This is a genomic window from Haloferula sp. BvORR071, from assembly GCF_000739615.1.
In the GTDB taxonomy this organism is placed as follows: Bacteria; Verrucomicrobiota; Verrucomicrobiia; order Verrucomicrobiales; family Akkermansiaceae; genus Haloferula.
Genome location: NZ_BATP01000003.1, coordinates 511,435 through 534,247, shown reverse-complemented (window position 1 = coordinate 534,247; position 22,813 = coordinate 511,435). Strand labels below are relative to the sequence as shown.

The window sequence follows — 22,813 nt, the reverse complement described above, 5'->3', positions numbered from 1 at the left end:
ATCCGAAGCGTGGAGAGGCCATGAGAGGTGGTGTTTTACGACCCGCGATAGCCTAGTCATTGAGACGGAAATTTTCCATGCGCCTGGCCAGAGCACGAATCTCAACGATGCTGGGCCACATTGCAGCGTGATATTGAGTGGGCTGTTGCATTGCGACCCAGGACAGGGATTTTAATAGAATATCAGCGTGGGCAGGATGGTTGCGGGAGATCTGAGCGATCGCATCCGCAAATGCCCGTGCGGAAGCAACTCCGGCCCCTGCTGAGTCGCAGGACCAGAGTGCGCAATTCGCCAGCAGATGGCTGCTCTCCCTCTTTGGGTAATCCCTCGCGGGGTCTTGGAGAATTTTCGCCAGTTGGTGCAGCTTGAGGAGCCAATCCTCGAATGTTCCTTTGGCTGAGCAGCCCATCTGTCGAAACGAGAATGACGCTATCATTCGAAGCTGCTCGAAAGTCGGGTCTGTGAAGCTGCCGAAGTCGAGCTTCAGAAGGGCGTCCGAAAGCCGTTCAAAATGGACTCCCGGCGCGGCGTCGGCAGAAAGGTATGCAGCGAGGCCGATCCAAGCCTCCGCTCTCGAAGGATTCTCATGAATGAGGTCGAGGTATTCCGATACTTGAGATTCCACCGCCGTCTTGGAAATTTGATCCAGACTTGCCGCAGGGTTGCCGGCAAAATTGGCTTCAAAGCTGATGTCTCCGAGAAAAGAGCCTAGGCTGTTCTTTGCACCCAGTCGCTGCTTGATAAGAAAGATGAGGGAGTCGGTCGAAAAACACGACTTCTCCAAAAGGGCAAGAAGCTCCAAACGAGCTGCTTCTCCTAGTTGCGCGCCAACTAGGCTAGCTGAAATCCCTGAAACCAGAAAGCGCAGGAAATTGAAGGCTCGAGGATGGGACACATCCGCGGAGCCTTCCTCATCCATGTCAAACATGCGTGCCCCAAGTGTCGGAGTGTTACCGCGGAAAAGTTTGATTAGCTGGGCCGGGTTGTCGCCAACCGACAGCAGTTGGAATAGGCGGGCCGAATGAATCCAGGTCGCGGCGATCAGCGACGTGCTGCGAATCAGTTCTCTTTTCTCACGCAGCCGAAGTTTCTGGATCGTCCACGCAAGAATGGCCTGAAGAAGCAGCCACCTGTCCGCGAGCTCCGGTTGGAAAAGCTTCGAGAGAAGCGCCAGTCCTTGGTTCTGGTCTGCATCACCGCCTCTGAGTAGCAGAAGGGCGCCCTGGAACTTCAAAAGAAGAGAGGTCTCATTGAGGTCCAAGTGGCTCGTGAACTTCTGTTGTGCCTCCGGCCCAAGCTCCTCAAAGGAGGAGTAGATTGCCTGCGGCATTGAAATGGGGAGAGTTGCTGCCCGCGCGAATGCTTCCTCGAAGCCCTCGTCTTGAACGAGCAAGGAGATGCCATCATTGAAGAGTCCAGGAAGCTCGTTGGTGCCGATGGTCGGAGGGAGACGAAGATGGTTAAGGATGGATGCGATACCGTGGGGTTCAGCAGCGGCGAGGTCGATTTGATTCTCTTCTCGGATCTGGGTAAGGAGGCCCTGAATTTGGTTAGTTTCCGAGCGATCTAGCAACGATAGCGCCTCTCTCACCCTCAGGTCGACGCGCCTTGCTTTTGAAATTCTGCGGAAGTGCAGGTCAGCCTGCTTCGAAGATTGATCGAATCTTCGCCGTAGCATCATCATCGATTTGTACCGCGTCTCGCTGTCGTCACTTAGCAGGCCGTGAATCCCGGGAATGGAAGTCTTGAAACCCTTTCCACCGCCCAGCGGGGCAAATGCCAATGACTTATTTCCATCATTAAGAAACGAAAGTGAGAATTGGGAGCCAGAGGGTTGCTCGGATTTGATCGTCTGAGGTTTACCCTTCTGAGCCAGTCGGGCAGCTGGCCAAAGGGTTTTGCCGTCGAAACTGATCTCCCCGAGACAAACGGGATCGAACCTTTTGAGATTTACGAGTTTCAGCTCGGCGGGAGTGAATTCTAGGGCTTCGCTTATCGAGCGGGGAAGATTTTGGAGCAGGCGTGCGGCAATGCTTTGTCGAGCCGCTTCTTCGCCGGGCTTTCCCTTTGTGGCGAACTCGATCAGATCTTTCTTGAAACGAGAGGCGAAGCCAACTGTGCGGGCACCGTCAAGACCCCATCTGGAAAAGACCCATTCTATAAAAGACTTCGATTCCTTGCCGAAGTCCCCACTGAGGAATAGCAGGTGGCTCTCGCTCATGCCATGCAGCTCAGGGTTGGATGGTAGCTTGTTTTGAGTGGAGAGTGCAAATATTGACGCAACGTCGATCCAAAGAGCGTCTAGAATCCAATCGCTTCCCGCACGCCGGGATTCTTCTTTGAGGGACTTGTCCTTCCAAAGGATGCCAATGGCCTCGCTTGCGGCGAGATAAAGGCCGCTCAAGAAAAGGTTTTCTGTTAGTTTTTCTATTTCCGGGGTGCCTGGCGGAAAGCTCTGGAAAGAATCGGAGTCGAGAAGGCATGCGGCCACATAGCGACGGATTGTGGCGAGTTCAGCATTTTCGATGAGTTCACCTCCAGCGACTCGCGCTCTTGTGAGATGAAATACGATCTCGCGGGCTGACAACGGAATGTAGCGGACATTCCCGGCTCTCAGCCGATGAAGTATTTGAAAGAGTTCATCTTCGGGAAGTCGCTTTCGGCGGTGGAGCAGCCACAGAATGTCGAACATGCCGACGATCGGCGATTTCCCGATCGTTTCGAACCTGCCGATCAGACGGTCGTCGCAGCAGCTCAGAGTATCCTTGGCCCGACCTTCGTTCAACAGGTCGTGGAGGCACTTGATGATCGGTGAATCGAGTTCCTCTGCTGCTTTTCCCGCGGCCTCTGGATTGGGTGCCAACCTAAGCTTACCCGTGGCCAGATAGCCCGCGACTTGGTCCTTAAGAGTCCGAATCCACTCTGTGTGGCCTTCCCTTTCCCGTGCTCCGGCCAGTTCAAGACGCATCTGGTTGACTTCGTCCGAGCGCAGGAGAACCCGAACCTTCGACGCAACACGCGTCAGCAGACCTGCTGACGCCAATTGCTCGGCAATCCCGGTTTCCAAGATGATCGAGGAACACTTGCTGAAATCCAGCGTAGTTGTTTGGATCTTCCCGACTTCGCCCAGGCGTTCCTTTGCGAGTTCGATCTGGGTGGCGGTGAGGTCCCCAGTCGCTTCAACGGCTTCGAGTATGTCTCCGGAACTTCTAACGCGGATCAATGCGTCGGAGTCGAGGGTCACAGGTATCATCTTGGCGTCGTTAGACGTCAGTGGGAAGAAATCGACGAGAATGGCTCCGGTTCTTTCTGCAAATTCGAAAAGCTTCGCCCACTCTTCCCCTAGAAGCTCCGCGATTCGCGAATTGGCTGCGGGCGACAGCTCGGCACTTTCCAGAAGGCTAATTTTTCTGTCATCGCACAACCTCAGGACTTCTTCCTTTGGTGGTATCCGCGAAGGCTGGGCTGAGGTAAGCTTCTCAAGTTGATTCCCCAACGACGCGACAACCGATGGGGAGACCTCTACCGAACTGAATTCGCCGATGATTTTCTCCAACAGGTTGAGATGAGCGGCGAGAAGGATGGATGTGATGTCGAGAAAGATGCTGAAGTTTTTGGTAGCCCCAAGCGACTTGGGTCTCCGCTTCGATCCGTGTCTCGCTCGCAAGCTCCATCTTCTGGCCGGAACGGCCTCGCTGGTCTCGATTTCGCTAGGAGCGATGTGGAAGAACAGGGCGAGCGGTTCTCTCAGGCTTTGTGAATAGGCGTGGACAGCAATCCTTCCATTCCGATAGTCCTGCTCAATCGTGGACCTATTGTTCTGCCATTCGCGTTGGTGCTCCAGAAGTTCCTCCATCGTCAATCCGATCATCGGGGAGCCCGGCGTTCCCGCTGAGGCGATCGCTTCCTTCAGGACGCCGGTCACTTGGTCATCCAGCCCCAAGGTGAATCCGAGATTCATTGCGAAGGCGGCCTCCTGAGGAGATTGAAGGCCGCGCCGCATCACTTGGTCGAAAGCCGCTTTTGCGAAGTTCGGGTTTTCAGAACTGAGTTTCCCGGCAACATGCAATAGCATTCCGCTAGTGGCCTCCGGGTCTTGAAGAATGGTGGTAGCCGTGACCGTGGCCTTGGCAACTTGACCAATATCGAGTTGAAGTCCAAACAGGAGGAGTTGGTCTTCCAAGGTGGGGTCGCTTTTTACCAGCAGCTGAAGTTCTTGTTCCGCTTCCAGAAGCCGGCCCTGCTTCCTGAGGCAGATGGCGTGCAGACGTTTCACCTCCAGAGGGAAATCCCCATTTTGGAAGACGGCTCGGTATTGCTCCATCAGTCTTTCGCACAGGCTGTAGTCGGCGGCAGCTGAGGTGGCTTCAATCGCTAGGCGGAGCGCGGGTTCAGTTCCGAATCTTCGCATCAGTTCGTCCGCGTGCTTTACGACGAAAGCGGAAACGCCCGCGCGATGGTGAGCGATACAAGCATCGAATAGGCTTACGTCGGACCCCGTTCGTTCAAACTCGTCGGCTAGTTGGGCAGCTAGCTCGGGTGTCCATCCGTCGTGATCTCCCCGGTAGCGAACGATTGCCCCCTTGGCTTCGGTGATGGCTTCACCGGAGATCCCGCTGACCACTTCCTCCGCCCTTTCCACATCTCCCTTCAAAAGGAAAGCTTGGGCTTGAAAGGCGAGATACACGTCGTGCAGCTCGTCCCGGTCAAAGACAGATTTCTGCTGCTCGATCAGGGTGAGCGCGGCTTCGTGATTGCCGGTGGTTGTCAGCAGGCTGTAGAGAGCTTGCACATGCTCCAAATCGGGAGTGCCTTGGCAAATTCCTTCAAGCTTTGACAAGGAGGGGCCATGCGGGAAATCGAGGCCTCTTTCCGCTGCCCACGCAATCGCTGGAACCCACGCAGGATCGCTCGAAAGCAGTTCGTTTGCGATGGCTTGCGCCGCAGAGTGTGCGTCGGGAATGTTGGCCGTGGCGGCTAGCTGCCAAGTCTTGGCCCAGAGCCAGTGTGTGGAATGTTGAATTTCGCTCTTCGCGATCTCCTCGAACCGGTCGGCGGCTCTCTGGAGCATTTCGCGGCTCCCTAGATCGCATTTCACATAACGCCAGGCGGGAGGAAAGGGCCAAAGCCAGTTCGTCCAATTCCTAAAGCTGGGAGAAAGCGCACTTCGGTAGTCGACTATTCCCGCTACCATACGGACTTGGTGTTGTTCAGAGCCCAAAGACAGGGCGGAGTCTGAGGACTTCCGGGCATTTAATATTTCGTCTTTGAGCAGGTAAACATGGGTGAGCAACCGGTAGGTCTCCGCGTCAGGCTCAAATGACGGAGATTCCAGTAACAATCGCGCTTCCTCGATTTTGTTGGCGTTGAGGAAGAGCACTGCACGGGTATGCCATTCCTCCCGATTCGCGGGCTCTGCCATCAGAGGAAGCGCCTTCTCGGCACCCTCCGCAGCTTGGACAAGCAAGGCTTCCGCAACAACGAATCGCCCTGATGGATCGACTTGCTTCGCCTCTTTTATCAGCAATGCGGCCTCCTCTTTGTCTTCCCTTCGATTGAGAATGAGAATGGCAAGCGTGCGGAGCGCTCGGCTTTGAACTGCGGCGGGTAGAAAGCTCCAGGCGCTGGAAGCTTTCATCGCCCTTAGTTCCTCCTCGGCCGATGCTTCATGACCCTCACGCATCCGTTTCCGGATGGTGTCGAGCTTGTCGCTTTGGGCCGCGCCAAATTCATCCAGAAAATCCGCGGTGAGATGCAGGCTTGAGGAGCGGGGCCTTTGGATGGGCCCCTCAAACCCGCCGTCCGAACTGGCACCCACAATGGTGGTGCCCTCGATCAGCTTCTTGAGGAACGGAACAAGATCGGAATGTTGTTCTCCATAAGGAAGAAGCTGAAGCCAGGGGGCGATCTTCAGATCCTGTTGCAACTTTTCCAGTTCGCTGGACCGGCAGAGCAAAAAGTGTCGAGGGGTAACATCATGTAAAGCGGCGCCCGCCCACTCTAGCAGGCTTGAGAAGTTGGGATCCGAAAATGTGGCCCCACAACCTACGAAGAGGAGAGTTTTGCTTACCGCGAAATGTCGGAGGACTGCTTGTATGTGGGCATCCCCCTTCACGGCCTCGTAGGAGCTAATGCCCAAAACGACTGAATCAGGCTCTTCCCACAAGCCATGCAGGTGCAGGACGCTTGGAGGAAGGTCGCCTCGCAGAAGGTTTGCAGTACCTTCAGCATTTCTCCAAGTGATGGATCGTCGTCCAGTAGCTTGTTCGATTAGGCTATCGTAGTTCAACGTGGCCAATATCCCGGGGATGCGATCGAGGATCTCGATGATTTCTCCGTTCGACGAGCGAAGGGCGCCAATAGTGTCTTTCAACCAGCCCCTGAAGACCCCAGGGCTACGTCCTTTTAGAATCTGCGTAATCTGTTCGGCAACTGTGATCAGCGAGGTGACGTCGCCTACTGCTAATCGGGATTGGAGTTGTTTTGCCACCTCTTCGCTAGCGGCCCCAATTTCCCTGCAATGCTTGATCCCGTGGAGAATGAGTCCTGTCCACCTCGATACCTGAAGCCCTTCGACCGCTTGGTCTTGGCAGGCCGTGACTGAAACTCCTGTGCCGGTGACTGTGACCACCAGACGCCTAAGAAGAGCGTCCCTGAGTTTGTTGATGAGGGTTTCGGTATCCATTTCCTGCCGCGCAGGAGATGTTGCACAATGCCCGCAGATATCCAAGGGTAACTGTTCGAAAGCGCAGTTGATGCCGCCGACAAGTTTGACTTGAAACGAGAGGCAATAATGGGGCCAAGCTCGCCTCACGGGTGCCCGCTGCCAGGCATCGTTCTAGCTGGCCTATTTTATCGTCAGGAGCCTCAGCGGTTTCGGCCACTCTCTTTCTCCCAATCCTGCCGCCAGCCCTCGGCAGTCTTCTTTAAGGCCGGATCGGTGATCTGATCCAGCGCCCAGCGCGATGCCTCCGGGTCGTTGTGCCGGCGCAATGCTTGCTGGGAATACTCTGCCAGGCCGCGTTCGCGGTGCCAATCGCCCGGCTCCATGGACTCCAGCCATTCCTTGGCCCGCGGCATGTCATCGCCGATGTAGCGGTCCACCGAGCGGTGGAAGAACTCGACCGTTTCCGGCCGCTCTGGCAGATCAAGCGCCCACTTGGCCATCTTCAGCGGATCTGCCTGCATCGCATAATAGCGGAAGTCCTCCGTCGCCTTGTCCTTAACGAAGGACCATTCGCCCGCCTCCATTGCCAGGCCGATCGCCGTCAGCACCTCCTGCGAAGTGGCATTCATCGGCAGGAATATCGCTTTCGCCGCCTCCCCCCGTTGCTCGGCCGGGATCTTCTCCCACTCGCTCCGCAGCGTTGCCGCATTCGCACGCTTCAGGCTAGCGCCCCAGCTCATCAGCGCCAGGGTTCGTGGCGCTCCATCCGGCAGTGCCGCCCATTCCTCACGCAACGCCGCCGGATCCCCACCATCCGGCAGGTGCGCCGCGGCAATCTTTATCCAATCTTCTGCTTCCGTGCCGACACCGTTTGCAGCCAGCTTCGCGAGCATTTCTTTCATCCGCGCGGGATTGGTCTCGAGTTCGTTCATCGTAACATTGATGGCGTACTCCCGGAGGCTTGGCGGCAGCTCCCCGAGCATCGAGATCACCAGCCCGCCATCCGTCTTGGCCATTGTGCTGATCCACTCCCGGCGTAAGAACTGGGAGCCAACCCCGAATCTTCCGCTCGCGATCAGTTTCCACGACTCCAGCGGCCGCTCAGAGAATGCCGTGTCAAAAGCTCCGATCAGCACGTGGTCGAAGGAATTGAAGCCCGGGTTGTAGTCATTGTCCCAAGCCTCGGCCATCGCGGCTTCCAGCGCGCCCTGCAGATCCACTTCGGCCCAGCGTTCCAACAAGCTCATTTGGGTTGAGCGGCGGTCGAGGATGTTGTGCTCCTTCGCCGCCAGCGCTTGCCAGGCGCGGCGGTAATCTTCTGCCTTCGGCTTGCGGGCTGCAGGTGTCCGGCCGGGCTGCGATTCTTGGGAGACTGCTGCGCTTTTGCCGGAGTCCGGCGTTGCGGCGGATGCTTCGGCCGGGCGCTTGGCGAGTGCCGCAGCGAGCGCGATACCCACGGCAGCTGCGGCGGTGTGACTGAAAATGCGTGTGAGTGATTTCATCGCCCTTCCTCCAGGCGTTGCTTCAGGGTGACATCCGTCAGCTCGCCGCTCAGTTCGGCAGCGAGCGCGGCGTCCTTTGTCCGCACGCTCTTCGCCAGTGAGAACAGAGCCATTTCGCGGTCCAAGCCCGGCGGCAACTCGCGAACCCACGCGGTATAGTCCTCAGCGAGGCGCAAATGATCGCGAACCGTCTTCTTCGTCCACGCCCCCAGACGCGCATCCCAAAGTTCCGGCGTGTCTGTGGGGATCTTGCCGAGCGCGGTGAGGAATTGATTCGGATCGATGTTCCCGAAGGCGCGGCCTGCTGCATCCATCGCGATCTGCGCCTTCTCCGCCTCGGGCAGGCCGTCCAACAAGGACATCGCGCGCTCCGGGTCTTCTTCCACCAGTTCGGTGAAGAGGCGGTTCCGCAGGGCGTCCGGGGCGCGGGCGGCAAGTTCCGGCAATTCCTTGGCCATCGCGGCCAAGACCTCGGCGGCATCCGCCTCGCCGTGGCGAATGGCATTCCGCCAGTCGCGGCCATTTTTGAGGATCGCGCCGAGGTCCTTCGTGGCGATCTGGTCGTAGAGCTCGGATGATGGCGTCTGGTTCTCGCCGGCGAGTAGCTTCACCCGCTGGTCCAGCGGCATGGTGCTATCGTCCCTCACGTAGTCCTTCCAGGCGGCGCTATTGCTCAGCTGCTCCTTGAAGGCTGGGTCGAGCGAGTCATCCGCAAGCTGGCCGCCCAGCCATTTCATGCCCTCTGCACCGTGGCGCTTGGCAAATTCCATGAGGATTTCCGGCTGCTTGTCGGCGATGGCGACCTTCGCCAGCGTGTCCTTTTGGGTGAAGGGCCAGCTCTGTTGAAATTGCCTGCGGACTTGCTGCCATTGGTCATCCGTGAGGGTGGACTTCAGCGCGAGCGCCTGTGCAGGGTCTTCGCTCTCTGCCAGACCTATTGCGATGGCATGGGCCGCAAACAAGCTCCCCCATGAATTGCCCACCCCGCCGGCGAGCACGCCGGGCCCCTTGTCTCTTACCGCCTTGGGGAGCGCCCACAAGGAATGCCACATCATCGCCTCTCGGGTCGTCGCATCGGTCTCCACCCATTTCATCATCCCGGCGGCATCACGGCTCGCCCAATGATAGAGCAGCGCCATGATCATGGGCGAGGGCTTGCGCCGGTCCCTGTCATCCTTGATCCATTCCGCGATCTCCTTGTTGAGCGCCCCGGCTAGATCCTCGGGTACTTCCATCGTCGCCAACAGCCGGTCAAGTTCCTCGTTCTGCTTCGCCTCGGCCTTGAGGGCTGAGTTGTTGGCCGATACCGGGCTGAGGCTCGCCAACAGATCCTCTGTCGAAATCCCGGTGCCCTTGCTTGGCGTCTGGGGCGATGTCCCCGTAGCCTCAAGCCCCGTCCCGCGCTCGGCTGGTGCCTGCCAGTGGCTCCACGCCAACCATCCCGCCGTCAGTGCGATACCGTGGGTCAGACAGGTGATAGAAAGACTGCGTCGATGTGGCATGAGGATATGCTAACAAACCCGGTTCGCGCGCTTTTCGTCCATGGAATTGACGGCGGCTCTCAATCTTCAAACAAGGCACGGTCTGTAGAGGGAAGGGATTGAATCCATTCCCGGGCACCTGCGGCATCGATGGTTTTCCAGAAAGCGTGCATCGCCCGAAGGGAATCGTCCCGCATCACTGGATCCGCAATGCTTGAGCTGAAGCGGAGGGCTTCCTCGAAGCGGCCGCTCTCGGCAAAGGCGCAGACGCCGTGTTCGTAGAAGGAATCCCGGAGCTGTCCGGTAGGCATGTGCTCAAGCCAAGCGCTCATTGCTTCGGTGTGGTTGGCCAAGGCCAAGCTGAGCGTGGAGTGCGCTTCCTGCGGGAATGAGTCCATTCCAGGATTGCGTTCGAGCCATTGGGCAAAGGCGGGAACCGGAGCTTCATAGGCATGGGCATCGAGCACGGAGATATCGAGGCGCTTGCGCTCGGAGGCATCGAGATGAGTTGCGGAATCGAGCTGATCCAGCGCGGCCTGTGGATCGGCTTTCGTGGTTTTCAGGAGGAGGTTTTCCTCCGCGGCGCTCATCTTTCCCTGGGGTGTGGACTCCCGGGCAACCGCGAGAAGCTTCTCCAGTTGCTCTTTCTGGTCGGATGCCATCACCACGAGATCCCTGGCAATCGATAGACGTTCTCTCTGATCCAGACGCGGCAGCTCGTCGATGACGCGCGCCAAGTCGGTTCTCGCAAGAGTGCCCAATAGATTGGCACGCAGTATCCGCCCGAGGTTAGGCTCCGACGGCAGATCGGCGCTGTGCAGCCAGGCCAGCGCAGCATCCGGGTCCGCGTCACACCATGCGCCAATGGCTCGCGCCCTGCAGTAGGTGTCACTGTTCAGACCGCTCGCGCAGTTCAAGACAGCCGCCGGGCCATCCTTCCGTGCCCAGGCTTTCAGCACCTCCAAGCGGAAAAACACATGCGCAGGAAGCCCGCCGGGTGGCGGGAGCTCCCCGAAGAAGTCGGAAAGCTCACTGGCTTCCAGGCCGGCGAGCAAACGGTGGGTCTCGTTGTGAAGCTCAAAGTTGATCGCATTCTCGGGAGTGCTCAGCCAGAGATTCTTGAGCCGCTGCTTCAGCGTCTTCACCCGCTCGGCTCGTTCCGCAGGCGATTCGGAGGATAAGGTGGATCCATTCCCCAACGTTGAGCCGCCCGGGCCTTTCCCGCCGGTTGCCGTCAATCCGCGGTGCCGGAGTGAAGCTGTTGTGTCTTCCTTGCCGTTTGGGGAGAGTCCTTCGCTTGCTGTCTGAGGCCGCCGGTAGCCCAGCCACCCGGCGAGCGCGAAGGCAGCAATGGCGATACCTCCGCGCTGCATCATCTGGCGGGTTCTACTATTCATCGTGCAGCTCCGGGATGATGAATTCCGAAACGTCGGACGGCAGTTTTTCCAACCAGCGTGCCGCGGGCTCCGGTTCGAGTGCCTGCCAGCGGAGGTAGTAGGACCGCATGCGCTCCCCTTGAAGCGTCCGCGACGTCGTTTCGACATTGCTGGAGAGCATCTTGAGATTAGCCGCTTCCAATGCCGCCGCGAGGATCGAGGCCGGCTCCGCTTGCTTCTCTAGCCACGCGTCCGCGGCGGCTGCATTCTGGCTGCCCCAATCGTTGAAGGTAGAGCCTCGTAGCTCCTTGCCTCCGATACCGGACTGGCTTGCCAGCCATTCAATTGCCTCGCCCGGCATCTGCCGGGCGTAGCTCGTGACAGTCGAGGTCATGGCCCTTTGCCGTGCTTCCTCGCTCATCGGCAGCGTCTCCAGCAGATCAAGCGCCTCGCGGGCAGACCGCCGGGTCATGGTTTTCACCATGGTTTCCGCGGCGTGGAGGCGATCGCTCTCAGCCATGCCGGCTAACAGCTCAAAGCAGCGCGTCCGGTCCTGCTCGCTCTCCATCATGGTTTGGGCAAGCATGCCAACCACATGTTGCCGGACCTCAGGGGGCAGTTGGCGGGCTTCGGCGAGCGCGGCGGCGGGAGGCTGTCCCAAGATCGTGGCCGCGCGCATGCGGTGAATCCTTGCCATCTCGATTTCCTCCGGATGCGCCTGCGCCCAGCGGATGGCGGCGTCCGGATCCCTTTGAATCCAAGCCCCGACGAGATTCATGACAAGGCCCTCCTTGTTGTCGTGCCTCCGCCCCGCAAGGGAGCCGAGCGCAGCCTCGGGCTCCAACTCACCCCATCGGTTGAGCAGCATGGAAGCGACGAGGTTTTCGGGATTATTTCCCAGCGGTTCGCCGGCAATCTGCAGCGCCTCTTGGACTTGCTTCAGAGAGAAGCCGCGGATGTGGTCCCATGCTTCGAAGTGCGGGGTGTTCCCCGGGTCTTTCGGGAAGCTCGCGATAAGGTCCCGCACGAGCGTGGGGATGTCCTTCTCAGCGCTGCGGGTGCCAATGTCCTGCCGTGCCGGGGTGGAGTCGGGCATTCGCTTGTCCTTTCCGGCCGGAACGGAGGGGGCGGGCTGAGTCGGGTGCAGACGGCTGCCCGCCCACCCGCAAAGGAGGACTCCGCCGAGAAGAAAAAGAAGATACGGCCGGGAGAACAACACGGGACAAGTCCATAACCTTTATGGAAAGTCCGGCCCCGGTGGTCAAGTCATCGGGACAGGTATCATTATCTTCCCCCGAGCCATCTCAGGATGACGGGGCGTCCTGCGACATGAGCGACAGTTGCTTCCTGAGCCGCCGCCGCCTCCAAGCCAAGAAGGCAAACCAGCCCAAGGTATAGGCGGAAACGATTGCCCAGTAGGGAATGCGCAGGCTGTGGATTTGGAATTGCTCGTTGTGCGTCCACTCCAAGGCGGCGAACCAAGGAGCACCCGAGAACTTGTGGAGGTAGGTCCATTCCGGTGTCTTCGGGAAGTCCGGGGCGATCCAAGAAGAGAACCAAACGACTCCTTCAGCACTGCCAAGCCCGAGATAGGGCTGCATCGCGGTGCGATTGGAATTGCGGTAGAGATCGTCGGGCCGCAGCTCAAGAGGCCGGTGGGGAGCGAGCGGCATGCGTTTGTCCTCGGGAATGCTCGAATTAAAGTAGGCCACCTCCTTCCCGAACTCCTCCCATGCCGGGACGTCGAGGGAGGGAAGATCAAGGTTCGGTTCGTAGGCGAGCGGTACGGAGGGCGTCGCCGGGCTTGGCATGCGCTCAAGAGGCGGCCAGGCCATGACGAAGGTCTTGCCGTGCTTCAGATTGAACGCGAACGAGTGAACCATGGAATCGCGCCAGGCCCAGAGGAAGAAGATCAGCACCGGCAGGCCGAGCCACAAGGACAAGAGGCGCGGAAATAGAGGTGGGCGTGTTCGCTTGCTCATGCAGGTCCAGGAGTGTCCCGCTTCTAGATAAATCCTCTGCGGGCGGCCCGCTTTTTTTTCCGTGGTGTTGGGATGCTTCAGTTAGGACAGGAGGCCCTGAGAAAAATGGAGAAAGAGCCAGCCTCTGCTTGCTGGAGGCGACCTAACTCTCCATTAGGTAGCCATGACAAAGATGCGGGCCCGGCTGGTGGTGCTTGCAAGCCACCTAGGGGTTTTGGCTCTGGGATGGTGGGGTGGCCGGCTGGCATTGGATCGCCGGGACGCCAACGAGCTTCAAGCTGCGGAAGCGCCAGCGAAAGCCAGTGAACGCATGGGAACTCCCGCTGCCACCCAGAAGGAGACACCGGATGGCAACCCCCAACTCGCAGCCAAGGAATTCGAGCGGCGATTCTCCGCTCTTGCAGCTCCCGCCGACATTCCCGCCGCCTTGGAGGATGCGATGCGAGAGTGGGCGACCGGTGAGTTCGGGGCGGGCCCGCCATCGCCTGAGGTGACGAAGCTCCTTTATCTGTGGATGGAGCAGGATCTCCTCGCTGCCTTCCGCTGGGCGGGCTCGGGCAAGTCCAAGCTCAATGAGGAGGCTTTCACACGCCACGGGATGTTGGCATTTGCGCGCTTTCTGGAGAGCAAGGGCTGGCGCGCCGGATTGCAGGTCATGGGACAATCGGTATTCGATGGCTTCTATGCGAAGCTGCAAGTGGCACGGGCTTTTGGCGCGAATCCGGATCCAACTGCCTACGCCGAATTGGCGAAGCTGGTCGATGGCGGGAATCGGCAGTACTTCGATGCCGCGATAGGAAGCAGTTGGCCGGTCGCCCGCCTGAATGAATTGCTGAAACTCGCCACGGAGGAGAAGCGTCCTGGCTTGCTGACGGGACTGGGTGGAACCATGCCCTCGGCGGACTTGGCGCGTTGGGTGTGGCGGGTCATGGGAGATGACACGGTCCCGGAGGACTTGCGAGCCGCCCTGCGTTCCAATCAGGATTTCATGACGAAGATCCTCCAGCAGCGCGATCTCAGCATTGAAGAGCGGGCGAACTTCTTGAAAGAGCGCATGGGAGACTCGGCTCCGGAATTCATCGCGGGTCACGATGTGAACGATGTTCTGAACGAAGGAAGGGACTGGCGCTATGCCTTCCGCCGTGGCGAAGCAGGCGTGGAGGAGATCCTCGCTGTGGTGAGCAAGAGATTGCCCGCTTTCGCTGCGGAGGATCCGGCGGAACTGAGGAAGCATGTCTATTTCCAGTTGGTGGAGGAAGATCCGGTGAAAGCCCAAGAGCTGCTCAAGGGCCTTGGCGAAGAGGATCGCTACAAGCTGATGCTCGAAGCGGGGAGCCATTCGCTCAAGAATATCGACCCGGACATTTTCCTGAAGGCGATGTCCTTGGTGCCGGCCGATTCGCCCGAGCTTTGGCAGGGACGCTTGGATGCGTGGCTCAGCAATTCGTCGCTGAACTACGAGCGTATGGGCGACGGCTACACGGCATGGATCCGGGGCTTGCCGGCGGGCCCTGACCGCGACATGGGGCTGTATGGTTTGGCCACGTCCTTCTCCGAGGAAGGCCAAGACGACTCAGCGAAGGAACTCATCGACGAAGTGAAGGACCCCAAGCTCCGCGAGCTGTGGGCATCGGCAACTCAAGGCGGGAAATGAGATGAAACGGAGCACCCTCATCCTGAGCCACCTCGCGGCCTTGGCGGCCGGCATTGCTTTCGCGGTGATAGCGGTTGGTCCGAATGCGGATGGAAACCAAGCCCCGAACTCTCCCGGAACAACGCAGCTCGACTCCCATCTTCAGACCCAACTTCACCCGGAGTCGGTGGCCAAGCGGGCAACTGGCGGAAGCCGATCAGAGCAGTTCCGCGAAGCCTGGCGTCAGCTCCGCGCAGGCGATCAAACCGTGGAGGAACGCCTGAAGAAGCAGAGGGAGCTTCTTGAAGAATGGGCCCAAGTGGATCTCGCCGCGGCTCTTGATGCCGTGATGGCAGAAGCCTGGGACGACGATCTGAAAGGAACCAATGAGCATCCTCTGCTAGGTGCATTCCAAAAAGCCTTCTGGAAAGATCCGCTCGGCGCCTGGAAGCTCATTCAGAGCGGCCGCTATGATCCGGGCGCACAGATCATCCTGCGGGAGTGGATCAATTCGGTCGCGTATTCGGATCCGGTGCTGGTGGTCTCGATGCTCGGTGAAATGCCGCGTGGACTGCTGCGCGAGGCCGTGTCCTCCGCGCTGGTCGGGGCTGGGCAGAAACCGGGAAGCCTCGACCAGATCGTCGAAAAGCTCACGAGTCTCCCGCCAAGCCAGGAGAATTTCCAATGGCTGATGATGGCCTGCAATGCGATGCCGACAGGCGGCGATAGCAATGCACTGCGTGAGAAGTGGACCGCGATGTCCTCAGGGCGCGAGAAGATAGCAGCGCAGTTTGCGTGGGCAGCGAGTCTCCGGGAAGCGGATCGAGCTACCATGGAGGCTCAGTGGTCTGCTTTGCCGGAAAATGCCAGGCAGCAGGCTTTGAACTCTCTATTTGCCCAGTTGTATCCCGATTCGCCTGCTTTGATTCCAGCGCTTGATCTTGCGATGGAGAAAGGAGAATGGGGTGTGGTCGCGACCCTCGGGGCTGGGAAGCTCGACGAATACGAGATGGACCCCAAGGAGAAGGCCGAGTGGGCGATGAAGCTACCGGAGCGGTCCGAGACGCAGCGCATTTTTGACGGAGCTGTGGCTGGGCTCCTCCGTGACGATCCAGAGGCGGCCAAGGAGTGGATCTCCGGCATGGATTCGGATGATTGGCGGAAGAAACGCGCTCTGCTCCAGTTTTCCAGGCTGGCTCTGGACTCGCATCATTCCATGGAAAACTTCCGGTGGGCTTACGGGCAGATCACCGATCCTGCGACGAAGAAGTCGGCCGAAGGTATGCTTCAGGTCCGGGGGCGGGAGCTGGAATGGACGGATCCTGATGAATGATCCGGAGCAGGCAGCGGCCGGCAAAGGCTGGATTGATTCGCATGAAATTTTTCCAAGGATTTTCCGCCCAAGGTGTCTTTTATCAGATATCACCCGCACGGAATCATATGATGCAGTCGGCAAAATGGCCCTTCGGGTTCGCAGGCATCCTGCTCGCGCTTGTGGCGTTTGTGATGTGGGAAGCTCGCCAAGAAGACGGTGCTGAATCTTCCGAGAGGCTTCCTCCACTGGCCTCGTCTCCGGCTAAGACAGGTGCCCGGCAGGATACGACTCCTCCCCTTGTAAAAGCCGGCAAGCATCCTGCCACGGCATCACCCGGCCTGGTAGCGTTGCGCAAGGCGGTCGCGGAGAAGAACGGATTTGAGCTTCACGACAACATCCAGAAGTTCGGGGCAGGAGAGTTTGAGGAGGTTTGGAGCCTTTTGCTGCAATGTCACGACAGCGAGTTCCTCACCCAAGAGATGCAACTGGCGGTGAGGCGGGGCGTCAGTCTTGGCAAGTTGGATGAGGTCTTGGCTTTGGTGACCCGGGACATTCCGCCGGGAGCTCGTCGCAATAGCCTGCTCCCCTGGATCTTCAGTGGCGGCACCGGCGCGGGTGAAGATCTCGCTGCTCACATGGCCAAGGTGGAAACATTCAGCGATCCGACCGAGAAAGTAGCCGCCTATCAAGGCATCAGCGCCAGGCTCAAAAATTTGAATAGCCTGGGGCTGATCGATCCAGAGGCCTTTGTGAACGGTTCGCCGGACTTGTTGAAGGTATTGGCGAGTGGCGTGGGCGACTATCCTGCGGCCCGCAGCTCCTTCCAGAATGAGGCGGAACGGGATGCCAGGATCCTCGAGGCATTGGCCTTTGCGGAAGGATTGTTCGGCTCAGATCGCGCGGGTGAGGGCGCGGAGTTCCTATCGAGCGTCATTGCCGGCATCGGACGGAATTACTCGGCCAGAGTGTGGGATCTCTTGCAGGAGACCAGGCCGGGGCTGATCCAGGGCGATCCCGAGATCTATCGACCTCTGCTAAAAGCGATGTCGGTACAGGAGCCGGAGAAACTGCTCGACTTGGCAGTGCAGGAGAGTTGGGTGGAAGCCGGGGCGATGCGGAATGCCGCCCGGATCTGGCTTCACAGCGACTCCGCGAGCGCGCAGGTCTGGTATGACTCCCATGCGGGTAGCCTGACGCCCGAGCAGCAGGCGCGGATGGCTGCCGGCTTCGCGGACTTCTACATGGAGCGCAAGGACCCCGAGCGGGCAGGTGAGTGGATTGGACGCATCGCCGATCCCGAGCTCCGGCAGAGCGTGCTTGCCGACCATGAACGCATGCGCGGCGGCGAGGTGGAAGTGCGTGTGGAGGTCAAGCCATGAGGCAAGGGTCCTCAGCCGACTGGAGTTGCTGCATCGCTGTCGAGGAGGGACCTTCTCACCCGCGTAATCTTGCTTTTCCTGCATGGCCTCGATGACTCGGGGCACGTAGTCTTTCAACTGCGGGTTTTCCTCCCCCACGGCTTGCAGTATGGAACAAGATGCCATGCCATCAAGGGGAAGGTCGTTAACGGCCGCTTTTGAATTGGGATCTTGCCATCTGCCCATGCGAACCTTTGCCAAACCTTCGACCCTGATCCTCGTCCTGGTCATCGCTATTTGACGAGCATTGTGCCCGGTCCTCTTGGCTCAAGCTACCCAGCCCCTGGCTGGCTCTGCTGGGATCCCGCTAGCTCCACATCACCTTGAGCACTTCCATGGCGGAGTGGCGGCGGGAGGGATCCTGGATATTGAAGGCATAGTTGGCGGCTTTCGCATAGTCGCCGGTAGATGCGATCAGGCGGGTTCCGCGCTCCTAGATTTGATCGCGCAGCGGCCCGGCTTCCAGCGAGTCCATCCATGCCGTCATCTCCTTGCGCTGAAAAGTGAAGCTCTGGTTGAGCGTTGGCCAGAATTCCTCGGGGATTGCTTGGTCCACTGGATGGCGAGAGAGCCACTCTGGGAAAGCCGTTTCAGGATGATCCCGTGCGGCACCCTCCAATATGCCGCATTCCACCACGGCGCGGCGGGCCGGCTCCAACTCCATGGCATCCACACGCGCCCGCGCCGCGGCCGGATCTGTCTGGGCCATGCGCGTCAGCAAGTCGCTTTCGATCCTGAGGGCATCGCTTGGTTCCGCGGATTGGGCGGCCAGTTCACGAAGACGATTTTGAGCCTCGGGATCGTTCGGGGCATTGAGGGCAAGCGCACGGAGCGTGCTGTTGCGCTCACTGGCATCCATGAAGGGAAGTTCCTGCTCCACCCGGGCGAGGTCCGCTTTGACCAGTTGCAACAAGAAGTTCACGCGGATCGAGCTCTTCTCGTTTTCGAGCGGCGGCGGCAGCACCACGTCCCGCAGCCAGAGGAGCGCTGCCTCATGGTCCTTTTCGCCCCAAGCGATGAATGCGGGGATGCAATTATCGCCAAGGCGAGACCCGGTGGAGGAGCCGATTACGGCACCAGGCCCATCCTTCCTGGCCCAGGCCCGGAGGAGTTCCCGCTTGAGCAGCCCATCGGCGTAGACAATTCCATAGTCTCTTTCTTTGAACCATGCTTCCAGCTCGGCGGCGCTCAGGGTTTCCAACAGGCGCGAGGTCTCCCGCTTAAGCTCCCAGTCCGCGAAAGGCTCCGGCGACGTTCTCCACAGATGCAAGAGTCGCTTTCGCACCCGCATCAAGTGCTCGGCGCGGTCGCCCTTCGGGGGCGAGCCGCCGGTAGATGATAGGTCGGTTTCATGTTCGGAGACCTTGCTCCATTGGAAGGCCTGGGGCAGTGGCGTCTTGCGCTTCGCGTAACCAATTCCATAGGAGATCAAGCCAGCGAGGATGGCGACGAGCGGCGCCCAGCCCCATGGCATGCCGGGTGATGGCGAACCTTTGTTAGCGGCCTTCATCCGCATCTCCTCGGATTTTGTCCGCTGAGGCGGCATCGAGCTGATTCAGCCACACCGTGGCCGCCTCGGGTTGCTTCCTCTCCCAGAGCTGATAGTGGCGGCGCAGCAGTTCATCACGCCGTTCGGTCACCTGCTTGGACGAGAAGTGATCCATCGTGTTGTTGAGGGCCTGGGAGAGGGCCTGCTTGACCAAGAGCTCCGCGTAGTCTCCCGCATTCTCGCGACCCTCCAGCCATTGTCCCGCTGCCTCCGAATCGCGCTCTACCCAGCGAGAATAGATGTCGAGTTGCCGTGCTTGACGATCCGGCAGCGGGTTCTCATCAAGCCATGTCATGGCCTCCGCGGGTTGCCGTGCTCCCCAACGGCCTAGGATCTCGTCCCTGACTGGCCGGCCCCCCGGCCTGTCCTGATAGCTGAATTCATCCCAATGATCGAGCACCTCACGCGGCTCCTGAGCCCCCCAGGAGCGTAGGAGTAGCCTCGTCCCGGCGTAGCGTTCATCTTCTCCAAACTTCGAAAGTTTCTTGATGAAGGCATCTCGCTCCTCCTTCCCACTGGAACCGGCGATTGCCCCATTTACGCAGAACACCCGCTCGCGCACGCCTTCACCCATCAGCATCGCCTTGGCCATGGCTGATTCCGCTGGCTCGCCAAGCAGGACCGATCCCATCATCTCCTCCGTCCTCAGGTTCTTCGCCATGCGCGGATCCGATTTGCTCCAGCGGTAGGCCGCTTCGGGATCGTTCTTGAACCATGCGGCCAGGACGCTTCTCGCGTATTGCAGGTTGAATGGCTTGGAAAGGTCCATCGCAGCTCCCATTGCGGCCTGCGGATCGACCTCGGCCCAGCGGAAGAAGAGCATCTCGGCTCCGGGCGGGCTCATCTCCTCGATCGTGCCGGTTCCAGTCACCCTTAGCCCTTCCCGACACTGCTCCGCCGTGAAGGTGCGGACGTCCTCCCACGCCTTCGCTTGTAGGAGGCGGTTTGAGCCGCCGGGATCCCCGGACTTGAGCTTCAGGAGGACGTCGGTCGCGTTGGGCCGTGAAAGGGCCTGATGGCCGGTGTCGCGGCGCGCTTCGCGGGTTGTGGTTGGCTTTTCCCGGGCTGCCCACATCGTTTCCGCCAGGTCCGGTCCAGCTCCAGCCAGGTAGCCGATCCAACTGCCGCCCGCGGCGGCGAGGGCCAGGAGGAGGGAGCTGAGGATTTTCATTCTGTGAATGGCAAGAGATTGGGCTCCCTATCCGATGCCGGGCGGGGGGCTTGTGTCAACTCAAGGGGAATCCGGACGGATGTTTGATGAGGTGCTGAAGGTCCTGCTAGATCGCTTCCGGGAGAAAGGTTATCGGCCCTGAAGTCCCGGCGCAGTTGTCTTGCACCGGCTTCGTGAGCCCCGCGGCTAGTCCGGGAGGGTGCCGGTGGGAAGACTCTCCCGCCAAGTCTTGGCTGCGGCGGCGTCTTGCTCGCTCCAGAGAATGTTCAGGCGCTGCGCACTATTTTGCCGGAGAGTCGGATCCTGAATGTTCTCGATGCTTTTCGCCGCATCGTCAAAGCGCTTCATGGTGATCAGCGAGGGAATCACCGAGGTCGTCAAGGAGTCGCGTTGTAGCCCGGCTGGCTGCTCTTGGAACCATTGCATCGCCTTGTCGGGATACTTTTTCATCCAGTCTGCCATCGCGGATTTCATCGGCGCTGGGGTTTCCCGGCTATCGCCGTATCGCTCCATCCACCACTTCAGCGCCGGGCCGTCATACTCGCGGAAGATCGCCACGCCTACCGCGCTGGCATCCACTTGAGGACGGGCCGCGGCGGGCACGGCATCCGATTCCAGGTAGGATTGCAGTTCCTGGAGATAGCTCATCATTCCCATGGCGTCCTCCTGCGGCCAGCGCTGGAGCAGCCCGGCATTGAGCTCGGCGTAGTCCTTGGGATTGCTGGTGGACTTGGCGAAGTCGATCAAGCGGCTCCGTATCACTGGATCATCGGAGTGGAGCGCCGCCCAGTTGCTCATGATCGTTTGCGAATCCGAGCGGGATGACGAAGGGCCGGTGATCTTGAGAAACTCCGCGGTAGCGAGGTCGAAGTCGCGCTCGGCCAAGGTATAGAGCGCCGATTCCCGGAGTTGCTCGCGCAGGGTGGGGGGATCCGCAGGAAACTCCGCGGAGTTCAGCCATGCCAGCGCCGCCTCCGGTGCTTCGCCGGCCCAATTCCCGAAGACTGCAGCAACCAGATAGCCTCCGTAGCCACTTCGCTCCGACCATTCGACAAGGCCCTTGAGCGCTGCGTCCGGGTCCTGAGCCATCCACGCGGTGCCAATCTTCATCGGCAAAACAGCGGTACGGTCCCCAAGTTGAAAGTTGGTTGCCGCAAAGACCTCTGCCAATTCGCGGGCGGAGAGCTTGGCAATGACGCCATCCATCTGCGCCTGGGTTTCCCAGTCCTCGCGCAGGTCCGGGCAATTCCCGGCGAGCGCCTTGAGCCTCTTGATCGAGGTCTCGACCAGATCCGCACGTAGTAGTTCTTGTTCGGCGGCTTTGTCCTTCGCCGCTCCGCTCTCATCGATCGGCTTGCGAGCAGATGAGGGCCCCGATGGATGCACGATCCCCGAACGTGCGAGGAAACGTCCGCCGCGGGAACCCAGACAGGCGATCAGAGCCAGAGCACCTGACAGGAGCGCGAGGGAGAGTAGGGGCTTAATGCGTGGCATGGCTGTCGCTTTCGGTTAGATAGCTGCGAAGGTCTCCCGGCATCGTCTTGAGCCATGCGCCGGCACCACTTGGGTCGGCTTCGTTCCAAGCTTGGAACTGGGCGACTACCCCTTTGGTCCATGGACTGTAGGGATTCCCCGCGCCCTCTTGCCAGCCATCGCGTAGAAGTCCCAGGGATGCCTCCTTTACGGTGTGCGCCACGAGATCAGCGCGCCCATTGGCGACGGCCCACTTGGCGGATTCCGAGGCATTGGCGACTGCCCAAGAGCGGTAGGTTTGCTGCTGCTTTTCTGGAGTTTCAGCCCCTTCCTGGAGAGCCGTTCCTAAACTCTCCGACGGGGCGCGAAAAGCGATGACTCTTCTGATATCCCCCCGGAACTTCGCTGTCATTTCTGCCGGAATGCCCGCGTTTCCCACATCATCGAGCATCGCCTGTAGGCTTTCCTGATCTTGGCCATAGCGATTCGAGACGAGCATCCTGAGGTAGCTTTCCAAGTGCTTCGTGTCCGGCATCTCCTTCAATCGGGCAAGATCCTTCCTTCGTGCTTCCGCTGAAGTGCTCCGGTCTGCCATCGCGCTTACAACTCCGCTGGCAGATTCGGGAAGAATCGAAGTCGCCTTCGCGAAGGGATCATCCGGATTCTGCTGGGCCAACGCCTTTCCTGCTGCCCGACCGATCAAGCTCTTCGCCCGGCGGTCGTCGGTTGTTGCAGCCCAGCGCAGGGCTGCCTCTGGATCCTTGGATGCCCAGGCTACTGCGACCGCCATGATTGGGGCAATGTCGGCGTTCGCTTGACTTGCCTGTTGGGCGGCTGACTGCGGATCAACTTGCCCCCAGCGGAAATAGAGCATGTTGATCAGCTCGGCGTTCACCTCGCGCGGCGGTTTCTCCGGGATCTCCGCCAAGGCGGCTTGGATGTCCTCGACTGAGAGGCCGCGGACGATCGACCAACATTCAGCGAGTTCCTTGGTAGTCGAAGGAGTCCTCCCAGCCAAGTGCCGGAGCTCGTTCAGGCGTGCCAAGGCATCTCTGCGGGTCTTTGGCGCCATGGCCGTTCTAACCACCGAGCGGAAGGTCATTGGCTTGTTCCCAGCGGAGTCCATCACGTGGTGCTCAGCGCTGTAGCCGAACCATACCGCGAGGCCCAAGGTTCCGAGCCCGAGGAGGAGCTGATACTTCCACGCTATCATTGCGGAAGTAGAAGCCGACGAGCCCGATCCCGT

Annotated in this window: 13 protein-coding genes; 3 read left to right on the top strand and 10 right to left on the bottom strand. The window is 59.7% G+C overall.

Annotation, left to right across the window (positions count from 1 at the left end):
• Positions 1-52: 52 nt before the first annotated feature.
• From BV071_RS03055 to BV071_RS03030, 6 genes are all read right to left on the bottom strand, one after another.
• The gene (locus BV071_RS03055) at positions 53-6,685 is read right to left on the bottom strand and encodes an SIR2 family protein (RefSeq protein ID WP_035601764.1); all 6,633 of its coding nucleotides are present in this window, start codon (positions 6,683-6,685) and stop codon (positions 53-55) included.
• 182 nt (positions 6,686-6,867) lie between these two features.
• Positions 6,868-8,169: a hypothetical protein gene (locus tag BV071_RS03050; protein WP_035601761.1), complete on the bottom strand. Its 1,302-nt coding sequence runs from the start codon at positions 8,167-8,169 to the stop codon at positions 6,868-6,870.
• Entirely contained in the window at positions 8,166-9,671 is a 1,506-nt protein-coding gene (locus BV071_RS03045) for a hypothetical protein (protein ID WP_265594001.1), read from the bottom strand. The genes BV071_RS03050 and BV071_RS03045 overlap by 4 nt, the downstream gene beginning before the upstream one ends.
• A gap of 59 nt (positions 9,672-9,730) precedes the next feature.
• Positions 9,731-10,795: a hypothetical protein gene (locus BV071_RS03040; RefSeq protein ID WP_035601755.1), complete on the bottom strand. Its 1,065-nt coding sequence runs from the start codon at positions 10,793-10,795 to the stop codon at positions 9,731-9,733.
• 244 nt (positions 10,796-11,039) lie between these two features.
• Complete coding sequence (locus BV071_RS03035) at positions 11,040-12,122, bottom strand: hypothetical protein (RefSeq protein ID WP_035601753.1); 1,083 nt, start codon at positions 12,120-12,122, stop codon at positions 11,040-11,042.
• Positions 12,123-12,330: 208 nt separating this feature from the next.
• Positions 12,331-12,969: a hypothetical protein gene (locus tag BV071_RS03030; RefSeq protein WP_035601751.1), complete on the bottom strand. Its 639-nt coding sequence runs from the start codon at positions 12,967-12,969 to the stop codon at positions 12,331-12,333.
• 349 nt (positions 12,970-13,318) lie between these two features.
• Between BV071_RS03030 and BV071_RS03025 the strand changes: the two genes are divergently transcribed.
• From BV071_RS03025 to BV071_RS03015, 3 genes are all read left to right on the top strand, one after another.
• Entirely contained in the window at positions 13,319-14,662 is a 1,344-nt protein-coding gene (locus BV071_RS03025; protein ID WP_265594000.1) for a hypothetical protein, read from the top strand.
• A 298-nt stretch (positions 14,663-14,960) separates the two neighbouring features.
• Positions 14,961-15,974, top strand: coding sequence for a hypothetical protein (locus tag BV071_RS03020; RefSeq protein ID WP_265593999.1), 1,014 nt, complete (start codon positions 14,961-14,963; stop codon positions 15,972-15,974).
• A 107-nt stretch (positions 15,975-16,081) separates the two neighbouring features.
• Positions 16,082-17,335: a hypothetical protein gene (locus BV071_RS03015; protein WP_265593998.1), complete on the top strand. Its 1,254-nt coding sequence runs from the start codon at positions 16,082-16,084 to the stop codon at positions 17,333-17,335.
• A gap of 472 nt (positions 17,336-17,807) precedes the next feature.
• On the opposite strand, the gene BV071_RS03010 is transcribed toward BV071_RS03015, so the two are convergent.
• The 4 genes from BV071_RS03010 to BV071_RS02995 all read right to left on the bottom strand — a co-directional run bounded on the left by BV071_RS03010 (position 17,808) and on the right by BV071_RS02995 (position 22,780).
• Positions 17,808-18,884 carry a hypothetical protein gene (locus BV071_RS03010; RefSeq protein WP_265593997.1) on the bottom strand — a complete coding sequence of 359 codons (1,077 nt, stop codon included), beginning with the start codon at positions 18,882-18,884 and terminating at the stop codon, positions 17,808-17,810.
• Positions 18,871-20,094, bottom strand: a complete 1,224-nt coding sequence (locus tag BV071_RS03005; RefSeq protein ID WP_035601736.1) for a hypothetical protein — start codon at positions 20,092-20,094, stop codon at positions 18,871-18,873. Before BV071_RS03005 ends, BV071_RS03010 begins: the two co-directional genes overlap by 14 nt.
• Before the next feature lie 186 nt (positions 20,095-20,280).
• Complete coding sequence (locus BV071_RS03000) at positions 20,281-21,588, bottom strand: hypothetical protein (protein ID WP_035601733.1); 1,308 nt, start codon at positions 21,586-21,588, stop codon at positions 20,281-20,283.
• Positions 21,575-22,780, bottom strand: a complete 1,206-nt coding sequence (locus BV071_RS02995; RefSeq protein WP_035601730.1) for a hypothetical protein — start codon at positions 22,778-22,780, stop codon at positions 21,575-21,577. The genes BV071_RS03000 and BV071_RS02995 overlap by 14 nt, the downstream gene beginning before the upstream one ends.
• Positions 22,781-22,813 lie beyond the last annotated feature (33 nt).

What these genes read in the sequence shown, in the direction of transcription:
- BV071_RS03035 (WP_035601753.1), bottom strand. Translation starts at nt 12,122, where the DNA reads ATGCCCGACTCCACCCCGGCACGGCAGGACATTGGCACCCGCAGCGCT.
- BV071_RS03005 (WP_035601736.1), bottom strand. Translation starts at nt 20,094, where the DNA reads ATGAAAATCCTCAGCTCCCTCCTCCTGGCCCTCGCCGCCGCGGGCGGC.
- BV071_RS02995 (WP_035601730.1), bottom strand. Translation starts at nt 22,780, where the DNA reads ATGATAGCGTGGAAGTATCAGCTCCTCCTCGGGCTCGGAACCTTGGGC.
- BV071_RS03000 (WP_035601733.1), bottom strand. Translation starts at nt 21,588, where the DNA reads ATGCCACGCATTAAGCCCCTACTCTCCCTCGCGCTCCTGTCAGGTGCT.
- BV071_RS03055 (WP_035601764.1), bottom strand. Translation starts at nt 6,685, where the DNA reads ATGGATACCGAAACCCTCATCAACAAACTCAGGGACGCTCTTCTTAGG.
- BV071_RS03010 (WP_265593997.1), bottom strand. Translation starts at nt 18,884, where the DNA reads ATGAAGGCCGCTAACAAAGGTTCGCCATCACCCGGCATGCCATGGGGC.
- BV071_RS03050 (WP_035601761.1), bottom strand. Translation starts at nt 8,169, where the DNA reads ATGAAATCACTCACACGCATTTTCAGTCACACCGCCGCAGCTGCCGTG.
- BV071_RS03045 (WP_265594001.1), bottom strand. Translation starts at nt 9,671, where the DNA reads ATGCCACATCGACGCAGTCTTTCTATCACCTGTCTGACCCACGGTATC.
- BV071_RS03025 (WP_265594000.1), top strand. Translation starts at nt 13,319, where the DNA reads ATGGGAACTCCCGCTGCCACCCAGAAGGAGACACCGGATGGCAACCCC.
- BV071_RS03015 (WP_265593998.1), top strand. Translation starts at nt 16,082, where the DNA reads ATGATGCAGTCGGCAAAATGGCCCTTCGGGTTCGCAGGCATCCTGCTC.